This is a genomic window from Pseudomonas sp. yb_2, from assembly GCF_043103905.1.
In the GTDB taxonomy this organism is placed as follows: Bacteria; Pseudomonadota; Gammaproteobacteria; order Pseudomonadales; family Pseudomonadaceae; genus Aquipseudomonas; species Aquipseudomonas alloputida.
Genome location: NZ_JBICKH010000017.1, coordinates 85,352 through 100,961, shown reverse-complemented (window position 1 = coordinate 100,961; position 15,610 = coordinate 85,352). Strand labels below are relative to the sequence as shown.

Sequence of the window (15,610 nt, the reverse complement as noted above, 5' to 3'; positions counted from 1 at the left end):
TCCGGGGACGCTGTCAGCGCCGAGCAGAGGGCACTTCGATAGCCAATGCTGCCTGCCCCAACGGGTGGGTGCTGGCATCGAAGAAATGCAGAGCCGTCCCCGGCAAATCCCCGAAACGATCTGCAAAATGCTGCTTCTGATTGATCACCGAAGCCTCGCCCAGCGGCCGAATGGCAATGGATAGCTGTTGCGGACGGGCTTGGCGCACAGCGTCGAGCAGGTGCCGGTCACTGCTGTCCAGATGCTGACCGAACAGGCATATCCCGTGGTTTTCCTGCGCCAGCTGCCCCAGGCACCAGCTCAGGTAGTCCGAGTTGCGGATAGCGCGCAGTTTTTCGTCGCTGCGGTCTTCGTTGACGAAAAGCGGTACTTCACCCGGGATGTTCACGGCAAACCCATCGAGCAGTTCGGCACTTTCAGCGCTGCGCTGGCGGGTGGTGCCGTCGGGCAGCTTGAGCAGGTGCAAGCCGCCATGCAGGTGCAGCACCCGGGTGCCTTCGCTGCTGGTGCGTCGCACGTCGAAATAGCCTTGGTCGTCGAACAGTTCGGCGAAGCCACTCGGGGCGTGCTGCACGGCCCATGGCAGCAGCAGGTCGTAGTTGCTGGTGTAGACGCTTCGATAGCCGCGCAGCGCCTGATTGAGGGTTGCCAGTGTGGCCTTCGGCATCAGCGGCCAGGGCAGATGCACCGTGCGCACGGCGTGAATCAACGCTTCCTTGATCGAGTAGTAGCGGTTCAGCGGCGCGGTGGAGTTGATGGCCAGGGCGGCATTGGTACGCACGGTGGTGTTGAGGGCGCTGAGCACCGGCTCGAACAGTTCCGTGGCCAAGGACTTGAACAGTGCCTGGTCGCTGACCGCCAGGCCTTTCTTGCGGCCTGCGCGTTGCGCTTGCTCGAACAGCGAGAAGTAGCCGAACGGCTTCCATACTGCGCGGCTGGCGCCGTTGCCCAGCAGCAGGGCGTCGCAGGGGTGGCGGGCGGCGAGTTCTGGCCAGGGGGTGAGGGTGGCATCGAGAGCGGGCATGCGGGGTCCGTTGGGTGGTGCGGGGAACGGGGCGACTTTAGCATGTCATGCGAGGTGTGCGAGGGTTGGTGTCAAGGCGATGGTTTTGTGCTGCCTGTGCTGGCCCTTTCGCGGGTAAACCCGCCCCTACAAGTCCATGTAGGAGCGGGTTCACCCGCGAAAGGGCCAGCACAGGCGCAGCACGTTGAACAGGATGAAAGCCGCTCAACCCTGTTCGGTCACTTGCACACTGTGGTTTCGGTTGCGCCACACGCGGTACGCACGAATCCCTGCGCGTACCGAGCCGAATAGCAGTTTTTCTTCCATGTCCCGCGCCATCCCCGAGCGCACCAGCATGCGCAGGAAAGTGCCACGGGCGCGGGCGATGGCGAAGAGGATGCCTTGAGCCGCCAGGGTGTCACGCACTTCGCGCAGGGCGGCGATGCCGCTGACATCGATGCTGGTTACCGCTTCGGCATCGAATAGCACGGCTTTAGGCTGGTCCTGGCTTTGCACGGCTTCTAGCAGGCGCATCTTGAAGTAGTCGGCATTGAAGAACAGGATGGCGTCGTCGAAGCGGTACACCACCAGGCCAGGTACGGTGCGGGCGTCTTTGAACTTGCGGATGTCCACCTGGCCTTCGGTGCCCGGCAGCCAGCCCAGTACGGCATCGGTGGGTTGGTAGATGCTGTAAAGCAGGCGCAGGATCGCCAGGGTCACGGCAAACACGATGCCGGGCAGCACGCCCAGGCTCAGTACGCCCGCCGTGGTCAGCAGGCACAGCCAGAACTCGAAGCGGCTTAGACGCCGGATATGCCCCAGCGATTTGATGTCGATCAGCCCCCAGCCCGCCATCAGCAGCACGGCGCCCAGCGCAGCCTGCGGGATCCAGGCCATGGGCGCGGTGAAGAACAGCAGGATCAGGGCAATCACCAGTGCCGCGATGATGCCTACCAGCTGGCTTTTGCCACCGACCATGTCGTTGACTGCAGTGCGCGAGTCGGCACCGCTGATGGCAAAGCCCTGGGAAACCCCGGCCGCCAGGTTGCTCACGCCCAGGGCGACGAATTCGTGGTTGGCGTTGATCGCATAGCCATGCCGGGCGGCAAAGCTGCGTGCGGTAAGCATGGCGCTGCAGAAGCTGACGGTGGCGATACCCAGGGCGTCGCGCAGCAGGCTCTTCATTTCCGCCAGGTTGCTGTGTGGCCAGGCCAGTTGCGGGATGCCTGCAGGTACCGGCCCAAGGACGGCGACGCCGAAGCGGTCAAGGCCGAACAGGCCAACCAGCAGCATGAACAACGCCACTACCGTGAGGGCTGCGGGCAGGCGCGGGTAGCGCCGTGGCAGCCAGATGAGCAGGCCCAGGGCGGCCAGGCCGATGATCAATGTGACCCAGTGAATTTCCCCCAGGCGCTGGAAGAAGTTGATCAGGCTGAGGATGAAACCGTCGCCCTCGATCTTGAAGCCCACCACCTTGGACAGCTGCCCGGCGATCAGGCTCAGGCCGATACCGTTGAGGTAGCCGATCAGGATCGGCCGCGAGAAGAAGCTGGCGATGAACCCGGCCCGCGCCAGGCCCGCGGCAATCAGCATCACGCCGACCAGCACGGTGACGATCACCGACAGTTCGACGATGCGCTGCGGGTCACCCATGGCCAGCGGTGCCACGGCACCGGCGATCATCGCGCAGGTGGCGGCGTCGGGGCCGACCATCAGCTGGCGCGAGCTACCGATCAGCGCGTAGACCATCATCGGTAGCACACAGGCGTACAGGCCATATTGCGGCGGCAGCCCGACGATCTGCGCATAGGCAATGGCAATGGGAATCTGGATCGCGGCTACCGACAGGCCCGCTTGCAGATCGGCGTGGAACCATTCACGGCGGTAGTGCAGCAGGTTGGCAAGGCCCGGTAGCCAGCGGGAGAGAAACATGCGTTGTCCTTTCGAATGGTTTCACGAATCCAGTGAGCATATCCGCCACAAGCCGTTTCGCTTGCGCACGCAAAGGCCCGATGCGCATTGAAGCGGATCGGTGGGTAAATGGCCATGGGCCAGGTCAAGGCAGGATGAAAAACGAAAAAAGGAGCCAAGGCTCCTTTTGACTGCGATGACGTTGCTGGAACGCCATGCGGGACTGCGATGTGGAGCGGGTAGAGGGAATCGAACCCTCAACTAAAGCTTGGGAAGCTTTCGTTTTGCCACTAAACTATACCCGCATCTGAGCTCGACTTTTTACCAGAACCTTCAGCGAATTAGAAGCCCAAGTTATAAAAAAGCTTGTCGGCGCCCCGTGGCCTGCGGGTATTGGCTACAAGGCGCCGAGCCGCTCAGATGGCAAATGCATGCTGCCCCTGTTGCACGGGTTGGTAACGTTGGCGGGGTTCACGCACGGTTGGCTTGAGGAAGCCCAGCATGACATCGCGGGTGTTCTCGCAGGCGGTCTTGTTCTCCATGTCCAGGAAGTGGCCCGCATCGCGGATCACGCTGAACTGGCTTCTGCCCACATGCTTGCTGAACTGCCGCGCATCCTCGACTGTGGTGTACTCGTCGCGCTCGCCGTTGATGAACAGCACCGGGATGTTGATATTGCGCGCGCCTTGCAGCGCACGTTCCAGGTCGTGCTCCAGCACCTGGTTGATGTGGAAGTGCATCTGTGCGTACTCGTGGCTGTCCAGGCTGCTCACATGGCGGTAGTTGAAGCGTTTGAACAGCGACGGCAAGTGCTTGCCGATGGTGTCATTGACCAGGTTGCCGACCTGATAACGGTCGCAGGCGGCCAGGTACTGGCAGCCACGGTCCAGATAGTCGCGCATCGGCTCGTTGATCACTGGCGAGAACGAACTCACCACTGCCTTCTTCACGTACCGCGGCTGGTGCGCCAGCGCCAGCAGCGTGCTTGCGCCACCCCACGAAAAAGACATCACGTGGTCTGCCTGGAAGTGCTCGATCAGCTCAAGGAGGATATGCGCCTCGGTCTCCTTGCTGATCAGCCGTTCCTGACGGTTGTGCGGCTTGGACTTGCCTGAATACGGCTGGTCGAACAGAACCACGTTGAACTGTGGGTGCAGGTTACGTACCGTCTGGGCGAACGAGGCCGTGGTGGCCAGCGAGCCGTTGATCAGGATGATCGTGTTTTCGGCCGCATCCGCGCGATAGAACTCCGTGTAAACCCGATACTGACCTTGGATATCAAGTACAGCGATTTCTGGCCTCATGTCATCGACTCCTGGCGCAAAAAGGGTATTCGCGTCACCTAGGGTGCACGTTCTTTATGACAGGTAGGCATTTGCCTGAAGATAATCCGGGGGCCCTGTGTCGATCCTTGGCACTTGCGTCGACGGTATTGTTTTTGGCGGGCAATTTGCCGTGCCCCAAGGCATCTAGGCTTTGGGTGGCCGGCAAAAAGTGTCATCGGCTGCAGGTGTGACTTGGTAGTCACATGCAGACTGACGATTTGGATTCAAGCAGTGGGTTGGGGATCGCGCAAGTGCCGTTCGGTAAGTAATGTGACTTTTGTCGCTGAGCGGTCGTATGACGACACGGGCTGTCTGTCACGGCCTAGACAGTGGCTATCTCATTGGCCGTCAGTTCACGATACTCCCCCGGCGCCAACCCCGGATCCAGCCGGATCTCCCCCATGCTCTCCCGATGCAGCCCGATCACCTTGTTGTTGAAATGCCCGAACATGCGCTTGACCTGGTGGTAACGCCCCTCGACGATCGCCAGCCGGGCTCGGTGGGGGCCGAGGATGTCCAGCTGGGCAGGTTGGGTGGTGAGGTCTTCGAAGGCAAAATAGAAACCCTCGCGAAACTTGGCCACATAGTGCTCGCCAATCTCGTCCTCGGTGTCCACCAGATAATGCTTGGGCAGCTTGGTGGCAGGCTGGGTCAGGCGCCGTGACCACTGGCCATCGTTGGTCAGGATCATCAGGCCGGTGGTGTTGAAATCCAGGCGCCCGGCTATGTGCAGGTCATCTCGCAATGCCGCTGGCAGCAGGTCGAGAACGGTACGGTGTTGCGGATCGTGGGTGGCGCTTACGCAGCCAGTGGGCTTGTACAGCATCAGGTAGCGGGCCGGGCGGCCGGCCTGCAGCAGTTGCTCGTCCAGCTCTACGCGGCTGAATTCACGCACGTCGGTCAGCGGGTCGCTGACTACCTGGCCATCCACTCGCACGCGGCGTTGCGCCAGCATCAGGCGAACGTTCTGGCGGTTGTAGCTGGGCAGGTTGGCGAGGAAACGGTCAAGGCGCATGGCAACGATCAGTGGGCAGCGGATGGACGGAGCTGTTCTTCAACGGCGGCGCAGCGCGGGCACAGACAGGCCTTGTTGCGCAGCTCGTCGGGCAAGGCCTGGAGCACGGCCGGGTCGATGGTCACGCTGTAGCACCAACACGCCTGGGTGGCACGGCGTGGGTCGGCCAGGCTGCAATGGTTGAGGGCACCGCAAGCGGGGCAGTGTTGCTTGTCATTCATGGCGGGTTTCACTGCAGACACGGTTGCGGCCAGCCTGCTTGGCACGATAAAGCGCGCGGTCGGCGCGGGTCAGCAGGGCGTGCAGGGTATCCCCCGGTTGCAGGCTGCTCAGGCCGATGCTGGTGGTCAGCCGCAGCGGCTGGTTGTCGTAACTGAAGGTCAGCTGCTCGGTGCGTCGGCGGATTTTTTCTGCCACCTCGATGGCCTGGCGGCCTTCAGCTTCGCGCAGCAGCACGATGAATTCCTCACCGCCCCACCGGCACAGTATATCTGACTGACGCAGGCTGCCTTGCAGCACATTGGCGAATTGGCGTAGCACTTCGTCACCTGCCAGGTGGCCGTGGTTGTCGTTCAGCGCCTTGAAGTGGTCCAGATCGATCAGCAAGGCCACCAGTGGGCTACTGTCGCGCCTGGCTTCTCGCAGCGCCTGGGCGGCGAGCAGGTCGAAGCTGCGCCGGTTGTACAAGCCGGTGAGGCTGTCGAGCGTGGCCAAGGCTTCGGTGCTGGCCTGGTGGCGGCGGACCATGGCATGCACCAGTGCCAGCACCACCAGGGTGATCATCGTACAGATCGCCAGGTTCAGGTACAGCGCGTGGCGAATGCGGTCGAGGACGCCGGTTTCGCGTTTGTCCACCAACAGGTACCAGTCCAGTTCGGGCAGGTGGCGAACGTTGAGAAAGTGGCTGTGGTTTTCGCTGTCATGGTACTCGTGGCTGCCTTCGCCCGGCACCAACTGCTCGGCCAGCATGGCCTTCAGCTCAGGGTTGTCCTTAAGTGACTGGCCGACTTGCAAGCCATGCGGGCCACCCTCGGAGCCGGTCAACAGCACCTTGCCCTTGGCATCCGTGAAGAGCACCGCGCGCTGGTAGCGGCGTTGGTACTGATCGATCAGCTTGACCACCGACGATACGCTCAGCCCTACGCCTGCCGCGCCGATGAAGCGCTGCTGGTAGTCGTGCACCTGGTAGTTGATGAACACGGTCAGGCTGTCCTGGTTGGCCATGTCCAGGTCGACGTTGATCTCATAAGGGGCCTTGAGTTCACGCAGACGGAAATACCAGGCATCACGCCAGGTGCCCGGTTGGACGTGCTTGAGCACGCCTTTGGCCTGGTAGTAGGTCCGCGTGCGATCGGACACGAAAAAGGACGTGAAGATGTCCTGTTTGCCCATGACCTCGCTCAGGTAGCGGGTCATGCGTTCGGTATGCTGCTCGCCGGACAGCACCCAGTCGCGCAGGAAGGTGTCCTGGGCCATCATCGAGGCGATCAGCACCGGGCGGATCAGGTCTTTCTGGATTTCCGAGTAGACAGTGTCGGAGGTCAGCGGCAATTCGGTATTGATGATGCCGTCGCGGATGGCGCTGCGCGAGGAGAAGTAGCTGAGCAGCGAGGTGGCCAGGAAGCCGCAGGCCAGTAACACGAGCAGGGTAACGATCAGCGAGCGTTGCGAGAACAGAGCGGAACGTAAGGGCATGATCTTCCCGTGATGTGTGCCGAGCCGCTTATTCTAGTGAGATGGCCAGCAAATGACTGCAAGTTTTTCAGGGTTATTTCAGCTGTATCAAGTTATTGCAGAAATGGCACTGCACCTGCGCGCCGCTGTCTTAGTCAATGTCGATTGACGCATCTCGTATCGACGCTCGCCAGCGCCGCTGTTCGGGCACTCCAGCGGTCCAGGAGGCCGCCATGTCCTATCGAATCCTGTTGATCGCCCTGCTGGGGCTGATGACTTCGGCCTGCGCCCCGTACTATGAACGCGGGGGCTACTACCGTTCGGACTACTACTCCACCGACCGCTATGTGGCGCCGGGGTATTACCGCTATGACCGGTACTATGTAGCGCCTGCGCCGCGCTACTACTATCAGCCTGCTCCCCGTTACTACAATCGGTCGGCCCCTTTGCCCCATTACCGGCCCTATCCGCAGCCGAGGATGAACCAGTGGCATGGCAACCCGCGCTATGACTACGGCAATCGCCAGCGGCAAGACTACCGGCAGGACCGGGATCGCCATGACTATCGCAATGACAGCCAGCGTTACCGGCAGGGCGACCGGCACTCCAATCGGCAGGTTGACCACCGCGGGCGCTGGGACGTGCGGGGCGGGCAGGGGCGAGGAGGAAACTGGCAGCGCTAGCTGAGCGGAGGCGGGGGCTGAAAAGCAGCCCCCGGACCAGCAGGCTAACCCACATCCGCCAACGGGTGCCGCCCTTCCCACGCCTTGGCAAAATGCGCCTCGACTACCGCCGCCGGCACTTGCGCCACATCAGGCCAGTGCCAGCGCGGCTGGTTGTCTTTGTCCAGCAGGCGAGCGCGCACGCCTTCACTGAATTCAGGGTGGCGGCAACAGTTCAGGCTCATGCTGTATTCCATCTGGAACACCTGCGCCAACGACAGGTACCGCGCCCGGCGAATCTGCTCCCAGACCAGATGCGCCGTCAGCGGGCAACCCTCATGCAGACGGTGGCCGGCATCTGCCAGCAATGGGTCGTCATGCTGCTTGAGCCTTTCCAGCGCGCGCCAGGCTGAAGCCGCATCCGCCACGTCGAGTAACTGATCGATCTCATGCCGTCGTGGCAGCCACTGGGCATCAGGCAGCTCGGCGCAGGCACGATGCTGCTCGGCCTTGAGCAGGCTGTTCAGTTGTATGGCGGTCTGCTCCTGCCAGTTCAGTTGCAGCAACTCCTCGATCAAGGCCTCTTGCTGGTGCTCGCCCAGAAAACGGTCAGCCAGGCCCAGGTCAAGGGCATCGCGGGCATTGATCGGCGCACCTGTCAGGCCGAAGAACAAACCGAGCTTGCCCGGCAGTCGGGCCAGGAACCAACTGGCGCCTACGTCAGGGTACAGGCCGATGCTGATTTCCGGCATGGCCAGCCGGCTGCTGGGGGTGACGATACGTACATTGGCGCCTTGCAGCAGCCCCATGCCACCACCCAGCACATGCCCATGGCCCCAGCACAACAACGGTTTGGGGTAGGTGTGCAGGGCAAAGTCCAGGCGGTATTCGGCGGCGAAGAAGGAGGCCGCCAGCGGTGGGACACTGCCGGGGTGGTCGCGGCAGGCTTGCGCCAGCGCACGGACATCGCCGCCTGCGCAAAAGGCTTTTGCCCCGTTGCCGCGCAGCAGCACGCAGACGATACCCGGGTCGCGGGCCCAGGCATGCAGTTGTTCGCCCAGCACCTCGATCATCGGCAGGTTCAGGGCATTGAGCGCCTTGGGCGCATCCAGGGTGGCGATGCCGATGCGGGCGCCATCGACGCCGGTGAGTACCTCGCAGTGAATGGTCATGGACTACCTCTCGCAAGTCATCGCTCAAGTATGGCTTGCCTGGCCGATCATGCCGGTCGTCGGTCGGATCGTTTGACAAGCGCGAAGGGCTTACCTAGTGTCGCGCCATTGTTTATGGAAGGCCCCATGACTGACGACGATCGCATCAAACTCGAACCCAGCTGGAAGGCCGCATTGCGCGGTGAATTCGACCAGCCTTACATGCACCAGCTGCGCGAGTTCCTGCGTGGCGAGTACGCTGCCGGCAAGGAGATCTACCCGCCAGGGCCGCTGATCTTCAATGCGCTCAATTCGACACCGCTGGACCAGGTGAAGGTGGTCATCCTCGGTCAGGACCCGTACCACGGGCCGGGCCAGGCACATGGATTGTGCTTCTCGGTGCAACCGGGCGTGGCCACGCCACCGTCGCTGGTCAATATCTACAAGGAGCTGCAGCGCGACCTGAACATCCCGATCCCCAGCCACGGCTACCTCCAGAGCTGGGCGGAACAAGGCGTTCTGTTGCTCAACACGACCATGACCGTCGAGCGCGCCAATGCCGCGTCGCATGCCAAGAAAGGCTGGGAATTGTTTACCGACAGGATTATCCAGGTGGTCAGTGAGCAATGCCCGAACGTGGTGTTCCTGCTATGGGGGGCGCATGCACAGAGCAAGCAGAAGCTGATCGACGGTACCAAGCATCTGGTTTTGAAGTCGGTTCATCCTTCGCCGCTGTCGGCGTATCGCGGGTTCATCGGTTGCGGGCATTTCAGCCGTGCCAACAGCTTCCTCGAGCAGCGGGGGCTCGGGCCCATCGACTGGGCACTGCCCCCGCTGTGAGAAACCGCGGTGGGGTACGCAATCGCTCAGGGCGTCATGCTCATGCGCGGCTCGCTGCGCTGGCCAATGGCAATCCCCCGCTCATGGTTCTGGCGCACGTACTCCACCAAGGCTTCAAGGTCGGTGATGCCGGTGTCCTGGCGTCGCCTTCCTTCTTTGAAAGTGGCCAAGCCACCGCCACCATCGGCCAGGAAAAGGTTGCTGACGACGCGATAATGGGTCAACGGCTCAACGGGTTTGCCGTGAAGACGCACACTCCCCTCGACGACACGGCTGCCGACAGGCCGTGAACCATCCCACTCATAATGAAAACCCTTCGATACTTGCAGCGGATTGAAACTGCCCCTGTTCCATTGAAGGTTGAGCAGTTCGGTAATCTGCTTGCCTGTCAGTTCCTGAACCACCAGTGGGTTATTGAACGGTTGTACGGCGAATAATTGTTCGTAGGTCAGGTCGCTATCGGCAGGCTGGATAAGATCACTGCGCAGCCCTCCCAGGTTGAGAAAGGCAACCTGGGTATTGAACGCCTGGGTCATGGCCAATTGTGCATCCGTGACCAGATTCCCCAAGGTTGTTTCACCGGCGGCATTTTCTTTGCGGTCAAGTTCTGCCGTCGAGATGCGTCCTATGGGTTCGAGCAATTTTTCCCCGGACCGCTGACGCACTTCCTCTAGCAAACCCGCCAACTGGGCATTGGGCAGGTAGTTCTGTGGGTCAGCAGGAATATTGCGGGCGGTGATGTTCGTGACGTGATGGGTGCCTGGCGTTACCTGCAACTTCAACTGAGTCAGGAAGTGGCCGTACTTGCCAGCCTGAGTGATGCTCAAGTCACCCACCTTGCATTGATAGCTGGCATGCGAGTGGCCGCTGATGACGGCATCTACCGCAGGATCCAGCCGCTTCGCCACGTCGACGATCGTGCCACTTAGCTGGCTGCAATCCTGCGTGTCGAACGGCTCGGCGGTATCCCCTCCCTGGTGCATGACCGCAATGATTGCATTCACACCCTTGGCCTTGAGCTCCGGAATCACGTCATTGATGGCTTGCGCTTCATCCGTGGCCTTGAGCCCTGCGAATGCTCTGGCCGAGACCACTTTTTCCATGTTGCGCGGCACTGCACCGACGAACGCTATCTTCACCCCTTTTACCTGCTCAATGTGATAGGCCGGTAGCAAGCGCTTGCCCGTAGTGGTATCGATCAGGTTGGACGCTATGTAAGGGAAGCCACTTCCTGGATAGTTGCCGCGAAACTTGCAAGCCTTTTCAGGGCGCGTCGACTCGCATCCTCCGTGGATCTGACGAAGAAACTCGGCCTTGCCTGCATCCAGTTCGTGGTTCCCGGATGCGCTGACGACCATGCCCATCGCGTTCAAGGCCTCAAGCACAGGCTCGTCAGCCCACAGCGCAGAAATGGCGGGGCTGCCCCCTATCAAGTCGCCAGCCCCGATGAACAGCAGATCGGGGTCCTGCGTTCGCAGTTCATCGAGCATGGCACCGAGTGTGGCGATGCCGCCGTAGGTCAGGCGGGTAGCGCCTTGCGCGCCAGCGTAGTCCTGGGGGTTGGGTTCCAGGTAGCCGTGGAGATCATTGATAGCCACGACGTTGATCTGGACGGGGGCAGGTGACTCTGCGGCAAGGCTGCCTGCGCTGATGGCAAGGCATGCCCAGGCAATAGCCGAGCGATAGTTGCAAGAAAGACGAACTTTCATCATTACCTCTTGAATGCCGGGAAGTGTGGGTTTGCTGGCGATCAGGGCAGCAATCCGACTCTATTCACCCGGGCATTGGGCAAGTGGTAACTATCTATCTTCAGGGTACTTGCAGCTCGAATGCCTGTTGTCCCACAACCGGAAGAGCGGTTCTGCAAGAAACAACACCAGGATCAGGCGCATCACCTGCAGCGCCGTCACCAGCGGCACTGACAATTGCAGCGTTTCGGCCGTGAGGCTCATTTCGGCGATCCCGCCAGGCATCATCCCCAGTGTCAGCGAACGCAAGTCCAGTGCAGTCATCATGCTCAGCAGCCACGCGGCACTGGCGGCAATCGCCATGCACAACGCCGTGGCCATCAAGGTGCGCCCCAGGAACGACGGTGCGCGGCGGAAGAACGCGCGGTTGAAGTGACAGGCCAGGCCGCTGCCGATGAGCCACTGGCCGATCTGGCTGGCGCCATTGGGCAGGGCGATCTGCAGGTTGCCGGCCAGGCTGACCGTAGCCGCTACCAGCAATGGCCCGAACAGCCAGGGGTTGGGCTGGCGCAAGCGCTGCCAGAGCAAGGCAACGGCAACACCCAAGGGCGCAATCAATGCCAGCCAGCCCCAGCTCACGCTACCGGTGTGGTTCAGTGGTACCCCGTCACCCAGCAGAAACTTGAACAGCGCCGGCACGCAAAGCACCACTGCCAGCACACGCAAGCTCTGCGCTGCCGCCACCTGGCTGAGCACCGCGCCATTGCGCGCCCCAAGGTTGACCATCTCTCCCGAACCGCCTGGCATGCTGGCAAAGAACGCGGTGGCGCGGTCTTCGCCGGTTCGCCGCAGCAGCCATACGCTGATCACGCTGGACAGGGTGGTGAACAACGCACCGAAGAAAATCAGCGCGAAATGGCTGGCCACCTGCTCGATCACCGCGGGGGTGAAGTGCAGGCCAATACCGATGCCGATGATCCACTGCCCGCACTTGCGGCCGTTGGGGATTTCCGAAAGCTGCCAACGCGTCAGGCAGCGCACCAGGATGATCGCCAGCAATGAACCGACCATCCATGGCAAAGGCCAGCCGACCTTGCTGGCGGCAAAACCGCCAGCAAGGCCGACCAGCCCGGTCGCGACGAACAATGGCAACGACCGATCAGGCATCGGCCAGGGCCCGGCGCTGCAGGCTGCGTTTGCGCCAGATGCGCAGCAGCGGCAGGGCGAGCATTACCACTACCAGCGCCCAGATGCCCATGCTGATCGGGCTCGACCAGAGGATGCCCAGTTCGCCGTTGGAGATCGACAGCGCCCGACGCAGGTTCTGCTCCATCAGCCCGCCGAGGATGAAGCCCAGCAGAATCGGCGACAGTGGGAAGTCCAGCTTGCGCATGATGTAGCCCATGATGCCGATGCCGACCATCAGGAACAGGTCGAAGGTAGTGGCATGCACGGCGTAAACGCCGATCGCGGTGATGATGGCGATCACCGGCACCAGCGCCCAGTTTGGCACGGCGAGGATGCGGGTGAAGATGCGGATCATCGGGATGTTGAGGATTACCAACATGATGTTGGCGACGAACAGCGAGGCGATCAGGCCCCAGACGATATCTGGCTGCTGTTCGAACAGCAGTGGGCCAGGGGTGATGTTGTACAGGGTCAGGGCGCCGATCATCACGGCCGTGGTGCCAGAGCCCGGGACACCCAGGGTCAGCATCGGCACCAGGGCGCCACAGCAGGACGCACCAATGGCAGTTTCCGGGGCTGCCAGGCCACGGGCATCGCCTTTGCCGAACTTGCCGCTTTCCCCGGCCATGCGTTTCTCGGTCATGTAGGCCACGGCGCTGGCCAGCGTTGCGCCGGCGCCGGGTAGAACACCCATGATGAAACCAAGCAGGCCGCAACGGATGTTGACCAGGAACACCGAGGCCGCTTCCTTGAAGTTGAACAGCATACGGCCGGTAGCCTTGACCGCCTGGTGGCCATGGTGGGTCTTTTCCAGCAGCAGGAGGATTTCGCTGATGGAGAACAGGCCCAGCACGAGGACCACGAACTGAATGCCGTCGGCCAGGTGCACGCTGTCACCGGTGAAGCGGTACACGCCGCTGTTGGCGTCGATGCCGACCGCCGAGAGGAACAGGCCGATGAGAGCGGCAATGAAGGTTTTCAGTGGTTTGTCACCGGCCATGCCACCCAACGCGACGATGGCGAACACCATCAGCACAAAGTACTCCGCCGGGCCGAAGGCGATGGCCCATTTCGCCAGCAGCGGGGCGAACAGCACCATGCCGCAGGTGGCGATGAAGGCGCCGATGAACGAACTCCAGGCCGACAGCGACAGGGCAACACCGGCCAGGCCCTGGCGGGCCATCGGGTAACCATCGAGGGTGGTCATGACGGTCGAGGCTTCGCCCGGGATGTTCAGCAGGATCGAGCTGATACGCCCGCCATATTCGCAGCCCAGGTACACTGCGGCCAGCAGGATCAGCGCCGATTCCGGCGGCAGGCCGAGGGCAAAGGCGATGGGGATCAGCAGGGCCACGCCGTTGATCGGGCCCAGGCCCGGCAGCAGGCCGACCACGGTGCCGATCAAGGTGCCGGAGAGGGCGGTGACCAGGTTGTAAGGGGACAGGGCAATGCCGAAGCCCTGGCCCAGGTAGCTCAAGGTATCCATGTCAGTTCTCCAGTACGCTCAGCAGGCCAAGGGGCAGGGGCACGTCCATCACGCGGTCGAACAGCCAGTAGAGGAAAATGCTCATGCCGGCCACCACAATGGCGCTTTGCAGCCAGCGGCCACCGTACAGCCGAGCCATGGGCAGGCCGACCAGGATGGCGCTGAGGATGAAGCCGAGCGCTTCGAAAGTGGCGGCGAAGACGATCAGCAGGCCGACACAGGCGGTGATCTTGATCAGGGTCTCGCGGTCCAGTTCCGGTTCGTCATCCTTGCGCACGATGGGCGTTGGGCGGAACACCAGGTACAGCAGGCCCAGCCCCATCAGGCCGAGCACCAGCAGCGGGTAAGCGCGCGGGCCCACCGGTTCATAGGAGAATGCAGCCTGATAGGGCCAGGCCATCACGGCCAGGGCGGCACACATCGCCAGCAGGGCCAAGGCGAAAATGCGTTGAAGGATCATTGGGGAATCCTCGTTGGGATTGCTCAAGTGAAATGCAAATCCTGTGGGAGCGGCCTTGCGTCGCGATCGGGCGCGAAGCGGCCGCTAAACCTGCCGATGCGATCTGTACGAAGCATCGTATCGGCTGTGCCAGGGGCCGCTTCGCGCCCGATCCCGACACAAGGCCGCTCCCACAGGAGTGGTGGTGAGTCCGACAGGCTTACTGGATCAGGCCGAATTCCTTGGCCAGCGCCTTGTAGTCAGCCACTTGCTTCTTCACATAGCCGTCCAGCTCTTCGCCGGTCATGGCGAACGGGAACAGCTCGCGCTGGTCTCGCAGCTTGGCGAAGTCCTCGGAGGCCAGCATCTTGTCGAACGAGGCCTTCCACCAGGCGTAGTCCTCGTCGCTCACTTTTGGCCCCAGGTAGAAGCCGCGCACCACCGGCCAGACGATGTCGTAGCCCTGCTCCTTGGCAGTAGGGATGTCTTTCATTTCCGGCTCGTTCAGCCGGTTTTCAGAGAACACCGCGAGGATGCGCATGTTGCCGCTCTGGATGTGCGGCATGGAGTCGGAAATGTCGGTAGAGCCGACCTGGATGTGGCCGCCCAGCAATGCCGTGGCGATTTCGCCGCCGCCCTCCAGGGCCACGTAGCGCAGGTCGCGCGGGTTGATGCCAGCGGCCTTGGCGATCAACGCGGTCTGCATCCAGTCCTGGCTGCCGACGGTGCCGCCGGAACCGATCACTACCTTGCTCGGGTCTTTCTTCAGCGCTGCGACCAGGTCATCAAGTGTCTTGTAGGGCGAGTCGCTCTTCACTGCGATGGCACCGTAGCTGGTGCCGACGGCAGCCAGCCATTTCACCGCGTTTTCGTCGAAACGGCCGAACTTGCCCTGGGCCAGGTTAAGCAGCGAGCCGCTGGACCAGGCCACCAGCGTGCCGGCGTCTGCCGGGCGCTGGGCGACCACGGCGTTGTAGGCGACCGCGCCGACCCCGCCGGGCATGTAGGTGACGCGCATCGGCTTGCTGAGGATCTTTTCTTGTACCAGTGCGCTTTGCACCAGCTTGCAGGTCAGGTCGAAGCCACCGCCGGGTGAGGCGGGAGCGATGCATTCGGGGCGTTTCGGTTCTGCAGCGAGGGCGTTGCCGGCCAACAGCAGGCAGCCGGTAGCGAGGACGAGGCGGCGCAGTGAAAAGGTCATCGTCGATCTCCGTGAGTGTTGTTGTTA

General features: G+C 62.1%; 14 protein-coding genes and 1 tRNA gene. 2 read left to right on the top strand and 13 right to left on the bottom strand.

The window, feature by feature from the left end; genetic code table 11:
* Positions 1–13: 13 nt before the first annotated feature.
* The 7 genes from ACF8FB_RS04005 to ACF8FB_RS03975 form a co-directional block, all read right to left on the bottom strand.
* Complete coding sequence (locus tag ACF8FB_RS04005) at positions 14–1,024, bottom strand: DUF4917 family protein (protein ID WP_392511053.1); 1,011 nt, start codon at positions 1,022–1,024, stop codon at positions 14–16.
* A gap of 204 nt (positions 1,025–1,228) precedes the next feature.
* Complete coding sequence (locus ACF8FB_RS04000) at positions 1,229–2,935, bottom strand: SulP family inorganic anion transporter (protein WP_392511052.1); 1,707 nt, start codon at positions 2,933–2,935, stop codon at positions 1,229–1,231.
* Between the two features lie 210 nt (positions 2,936–3,145).
* Positions 3,146–3,219, bottom strand: a tRNA-Gly gene (locus ACF8FB_RS03995).
* Between the two features lie 111 nt (positions 3,220–3,330).
* Positions 3,331–4,218, bottom strand: coding sequence for a (R)-3-hydroxydecanoyl-ACP:CoA transacylase (gene phaG / locus ACF8FB_RS03990; RefSeq protein ID WP_392511051.1), 888 nt, complete (start codon positions 4,216–4,218; stop codon positions 3,331–3,333).
* A gap of 343 nt (positions 4,219–4,561) precedes the next feature.
* Positions 4,562–5,254: a pseudouridine synthase gene (locus ACF8FB_RS03985; protein WP_350298628.1), complete on the bottom strand. Its 693-nt coding sequence runs from the start codon at positions 5,252–5,254 to the stop codon at positions 4,562–4,564.
* Between the two features lie 8 nt (positions 5,255–5,262).
* On the bottom strand, positions 5,263–5,475 hold the full coding sequence (locus ACF8FB_RS03980; RefSeq protein WP_049587360.1) for a cysteine-rich CWC family protein: 213 nt from the start codon (positions 5,473–5,475) through the stop codon (positions 5,263–5,265).
* Complete coding sequence (locus ACF8FB_RS03975) at positions 5,468–6,949, bottom strand: diguanylate cyclase (RefSeq protein ID WP_392511050.1); 1,482 nt, start codon at positions 6,947–6,949, stop codon at positions 5,468–5,470. Before ACF8FB_RS03975 ends, ACF8FB_RS03980 begins: the two co-directional genes overlap by 8 nt.
* A gap of 212 nt (positions 6,950–7,161) precedes the next feature.
* On the opposite strand from ACF8FB_RS03975, the gene ACF8FB_RS03970 reads away from it, so the two are divergent.
* Positions 7,162–7,611 (top strand): hypothetical protein, encoded by a 450-nt coding sequence (locus ACF8FB_RS03970; RefSeq protein ID WP_392511049.1) that lies wholly within the window; start codon positions 7,162–7,164, stop codon positions 7,609–7,611.
* A 44-nt stretch (positions 7,612–7,655) separates the two neighbouring features.
* Here ACF8FB_RS03970 and ACF8FB_RS03965 read toward each other — a convergent pair whose 3' ends face one another.
* Positions 7,656–8,762 (bottom strand): enoyl-CoA hydratase/isomerase family protein, encoded by a 1,107-nt coding sequence (locus ACF8FB_RS03965; RefSeq protein WP_274141189.1) that lies wholly within the window; start codon positions 8,760–8,762, stop codon positions 7,656–7,658.
* Between the two features lie 126 nt (positions 8,763–8,888).
* On the opposite strand from ACF8FB_RS03965, the gene ung reads away from it, so the two are divergent.
* The gene (gene ung, locus ACF8FB_RS03960; protein WP_010952520.1) at positions 8,889–9,581 is read left to right on the top strand and encodes a uracil-DNA glycosylase; all 693 of its coding nucleotides are present in this window, start codon (positions 8,889–8,891) and stop codon (positions 9,579–9,581) included.
* 26 nt (positions 9,582–9,607) lie between these two features.
* Here the strand turns inward: ung and ACF8FB_RS03955 are convergent, their stop codons facing one another.
* The 5 genes from ACF8FB_RS03955 to ACF8FB_RS03935 form a co-directional block, all read right to left on the bottom strand.
* Positions 9,608–11,290, bottom strand: a complete 1,683-nt coding sequence (locus ACF8FB_RS03955; protein WP_010952521.1) for a bifunctional metallophosphatase/5'-nucleotidase — start codon at positions 11,288–11,290, stop codon at positions 9,608–9,610.
* A gap of 90 nt (positions 11,291–11,380) precedes the next feature.
* Positions 11,381–12,436 (bottom strand): AbrB family transcriptional regulator, encoded by a 1,056-nt coding sequence (locus ACF8FB_RS03950; protein ID WP_010952522.1) that lies wholly within the window; start codon positions 12,434–12,436, stop codon positions 11,381–11,383.
* On the bottom strand, positions 12,429–13,943 hold the full coding sequence (locus tag ACF8FB_RS03945) for a tripartite tricarboxylate transporter permease (RefSeq protein ID WP_010952523.1): 1,515 nt from the start codon (positions 13,941–13,943) through the stop codon (positions 12,429–12,431). Before ACF8FB_RS03945 ends, ACF8FB_RS03950 begins: the two co-directional genes overlap by 8 nt.
* Before the next feature lies 1 nt (position 13,944).
* On the bottom strand, positions 13,945–14,403 hold the full coding sequence (locus ACF8FB_RS03940; RefSeq protein WP_049587364.1) for a tripartite tricarboxylate transporter TctB family protein: 459 nt from the start codon (positions 14,401–14,403) through the stop codon (positions 13,945–13,947).
* Positions 14,404–14,602: 199 nt separating this feature from the next.
* Entirely contained in the window at positions 14,603–15,583 is a 981-nt protein-coding gene (locus ACF8FB_RS03935; RefSeq protein ID WP_010952525.1) for a tripartite tricarboxylate transporter substrate binding protein, read from the bottom strand.
* Positions 15,584–15,610 lie beyond the last annotated feature (27 nt).

What these genes read in the sequence shown, in the direction of transcription:
- ung (WP_010952520.1), top strand. Translation starts at nt 8,889, where the DNA reads ATGACTGACGACGATCGCATCAAACTCGAACCCAGCTGGAAGGCCGCA.
- ACF8FB_RS03935 (WP_010952525.1), bottom strand. Translation starts at nt 15,583, where the DNA reads ATGACCTTTTCACTGCGCCGCCTCGTCCTCGCTACCGGCTGCCTGCTG.
- ACF8FB_RS03980 (WP_049587360.1), bottom strand. Translation starts at nt 5,475, where the DNA reads ATGAATGACAAGCAACACTGCCCCGCTTGCGGTGCCCTCAACCATTGC.
- ACF8FB_RS03940 (WP_049587364.1), bottom strand. Translation starts at nt 14,403, where the DNA reads ATGATCCTTCAACGCATTTTCGCCTTGGCCCTGCTGGCGATGTGTGCC.
- ACF8FB_RS03970 (WP_392511049.1), top strand. Translation starts at nt 7,162, where the DNA reads ATGTCCTATCGAATCCTGTTGATCGCCCTGCTGGGGCTGATGACTTCG.
- ACF8FB_RS03945 (WP_010952523.1), bottom strand. Translation starts at nt 13,943, where the DNA reads ATGGATACCTTGAGCTACCTGGGCCAGGGCTTCGGCATTGCCCTGTCC.
- phaG (WP_392511051.1), bottom strand. Translation starts at nt 4,218, where the DNA reads ATGAGGCCAGAAATCGCTGTACTTGATATCCAAGGTCAGTATCGGGTT.
- ACF8FB_RS03950 (WP_010952522.1), bottom strand. Translation starts at nt 12,436, where the DNA reads ATGCCTGATCGGTCGTTGCCATTGTTCGTCGCGACCGGGCTGGTCGGC.
- ACF8FB_RS03975 (WP_392511050.1), bottom strand. Translation starts at nt 6,949, where the DNA reads ATGCCCTTACGTTCCGCTCTGTTCTCGCAACGCTCGCTGATCGTTACC.
- ACF8FB_RS04005 (WP_392511053.1), bottom strand. Translation starts at nt 1,024, where the DNA reads ATGCCCGCTCTCGATGCCACCCTCACCCCCTGGCCAGAACTCGCCGCC.
- ACF8FB_RS04000 (WP_392511052.1), bottom strand. Translation starts at nt 2,935, where the DNA reads ATGTTTCTCTCCCGCTGGCTACCGGGCCTTGCCAACCTGCTGCACTAC.
- ACF8FB_RS03965 (WP_274141189.1), bottom strand. Translation starts at nt 8,762, where the DNA reads ATGACCATTCACTGCGAGGTACTCACCGGCGTCGATGGCGCCCGCATC.
- ACF8FB_RS03985 (WP_350298628.1), bottom strand. Translation starts at nt 5,254, where the DNA reads ATGCGCCTTGACCGTTTCCTCGCCAACCTGCCCAGCTACAACCGCCAG.
- ACF8FB_RS03955 (WP_010952521.1), bottom strand. Translation starts at nt 11,290, where the DNA reads ATGAAAGTTCGTCTTTCTTGCAACTATCGCTCGGCTATTGCCTGGGCA.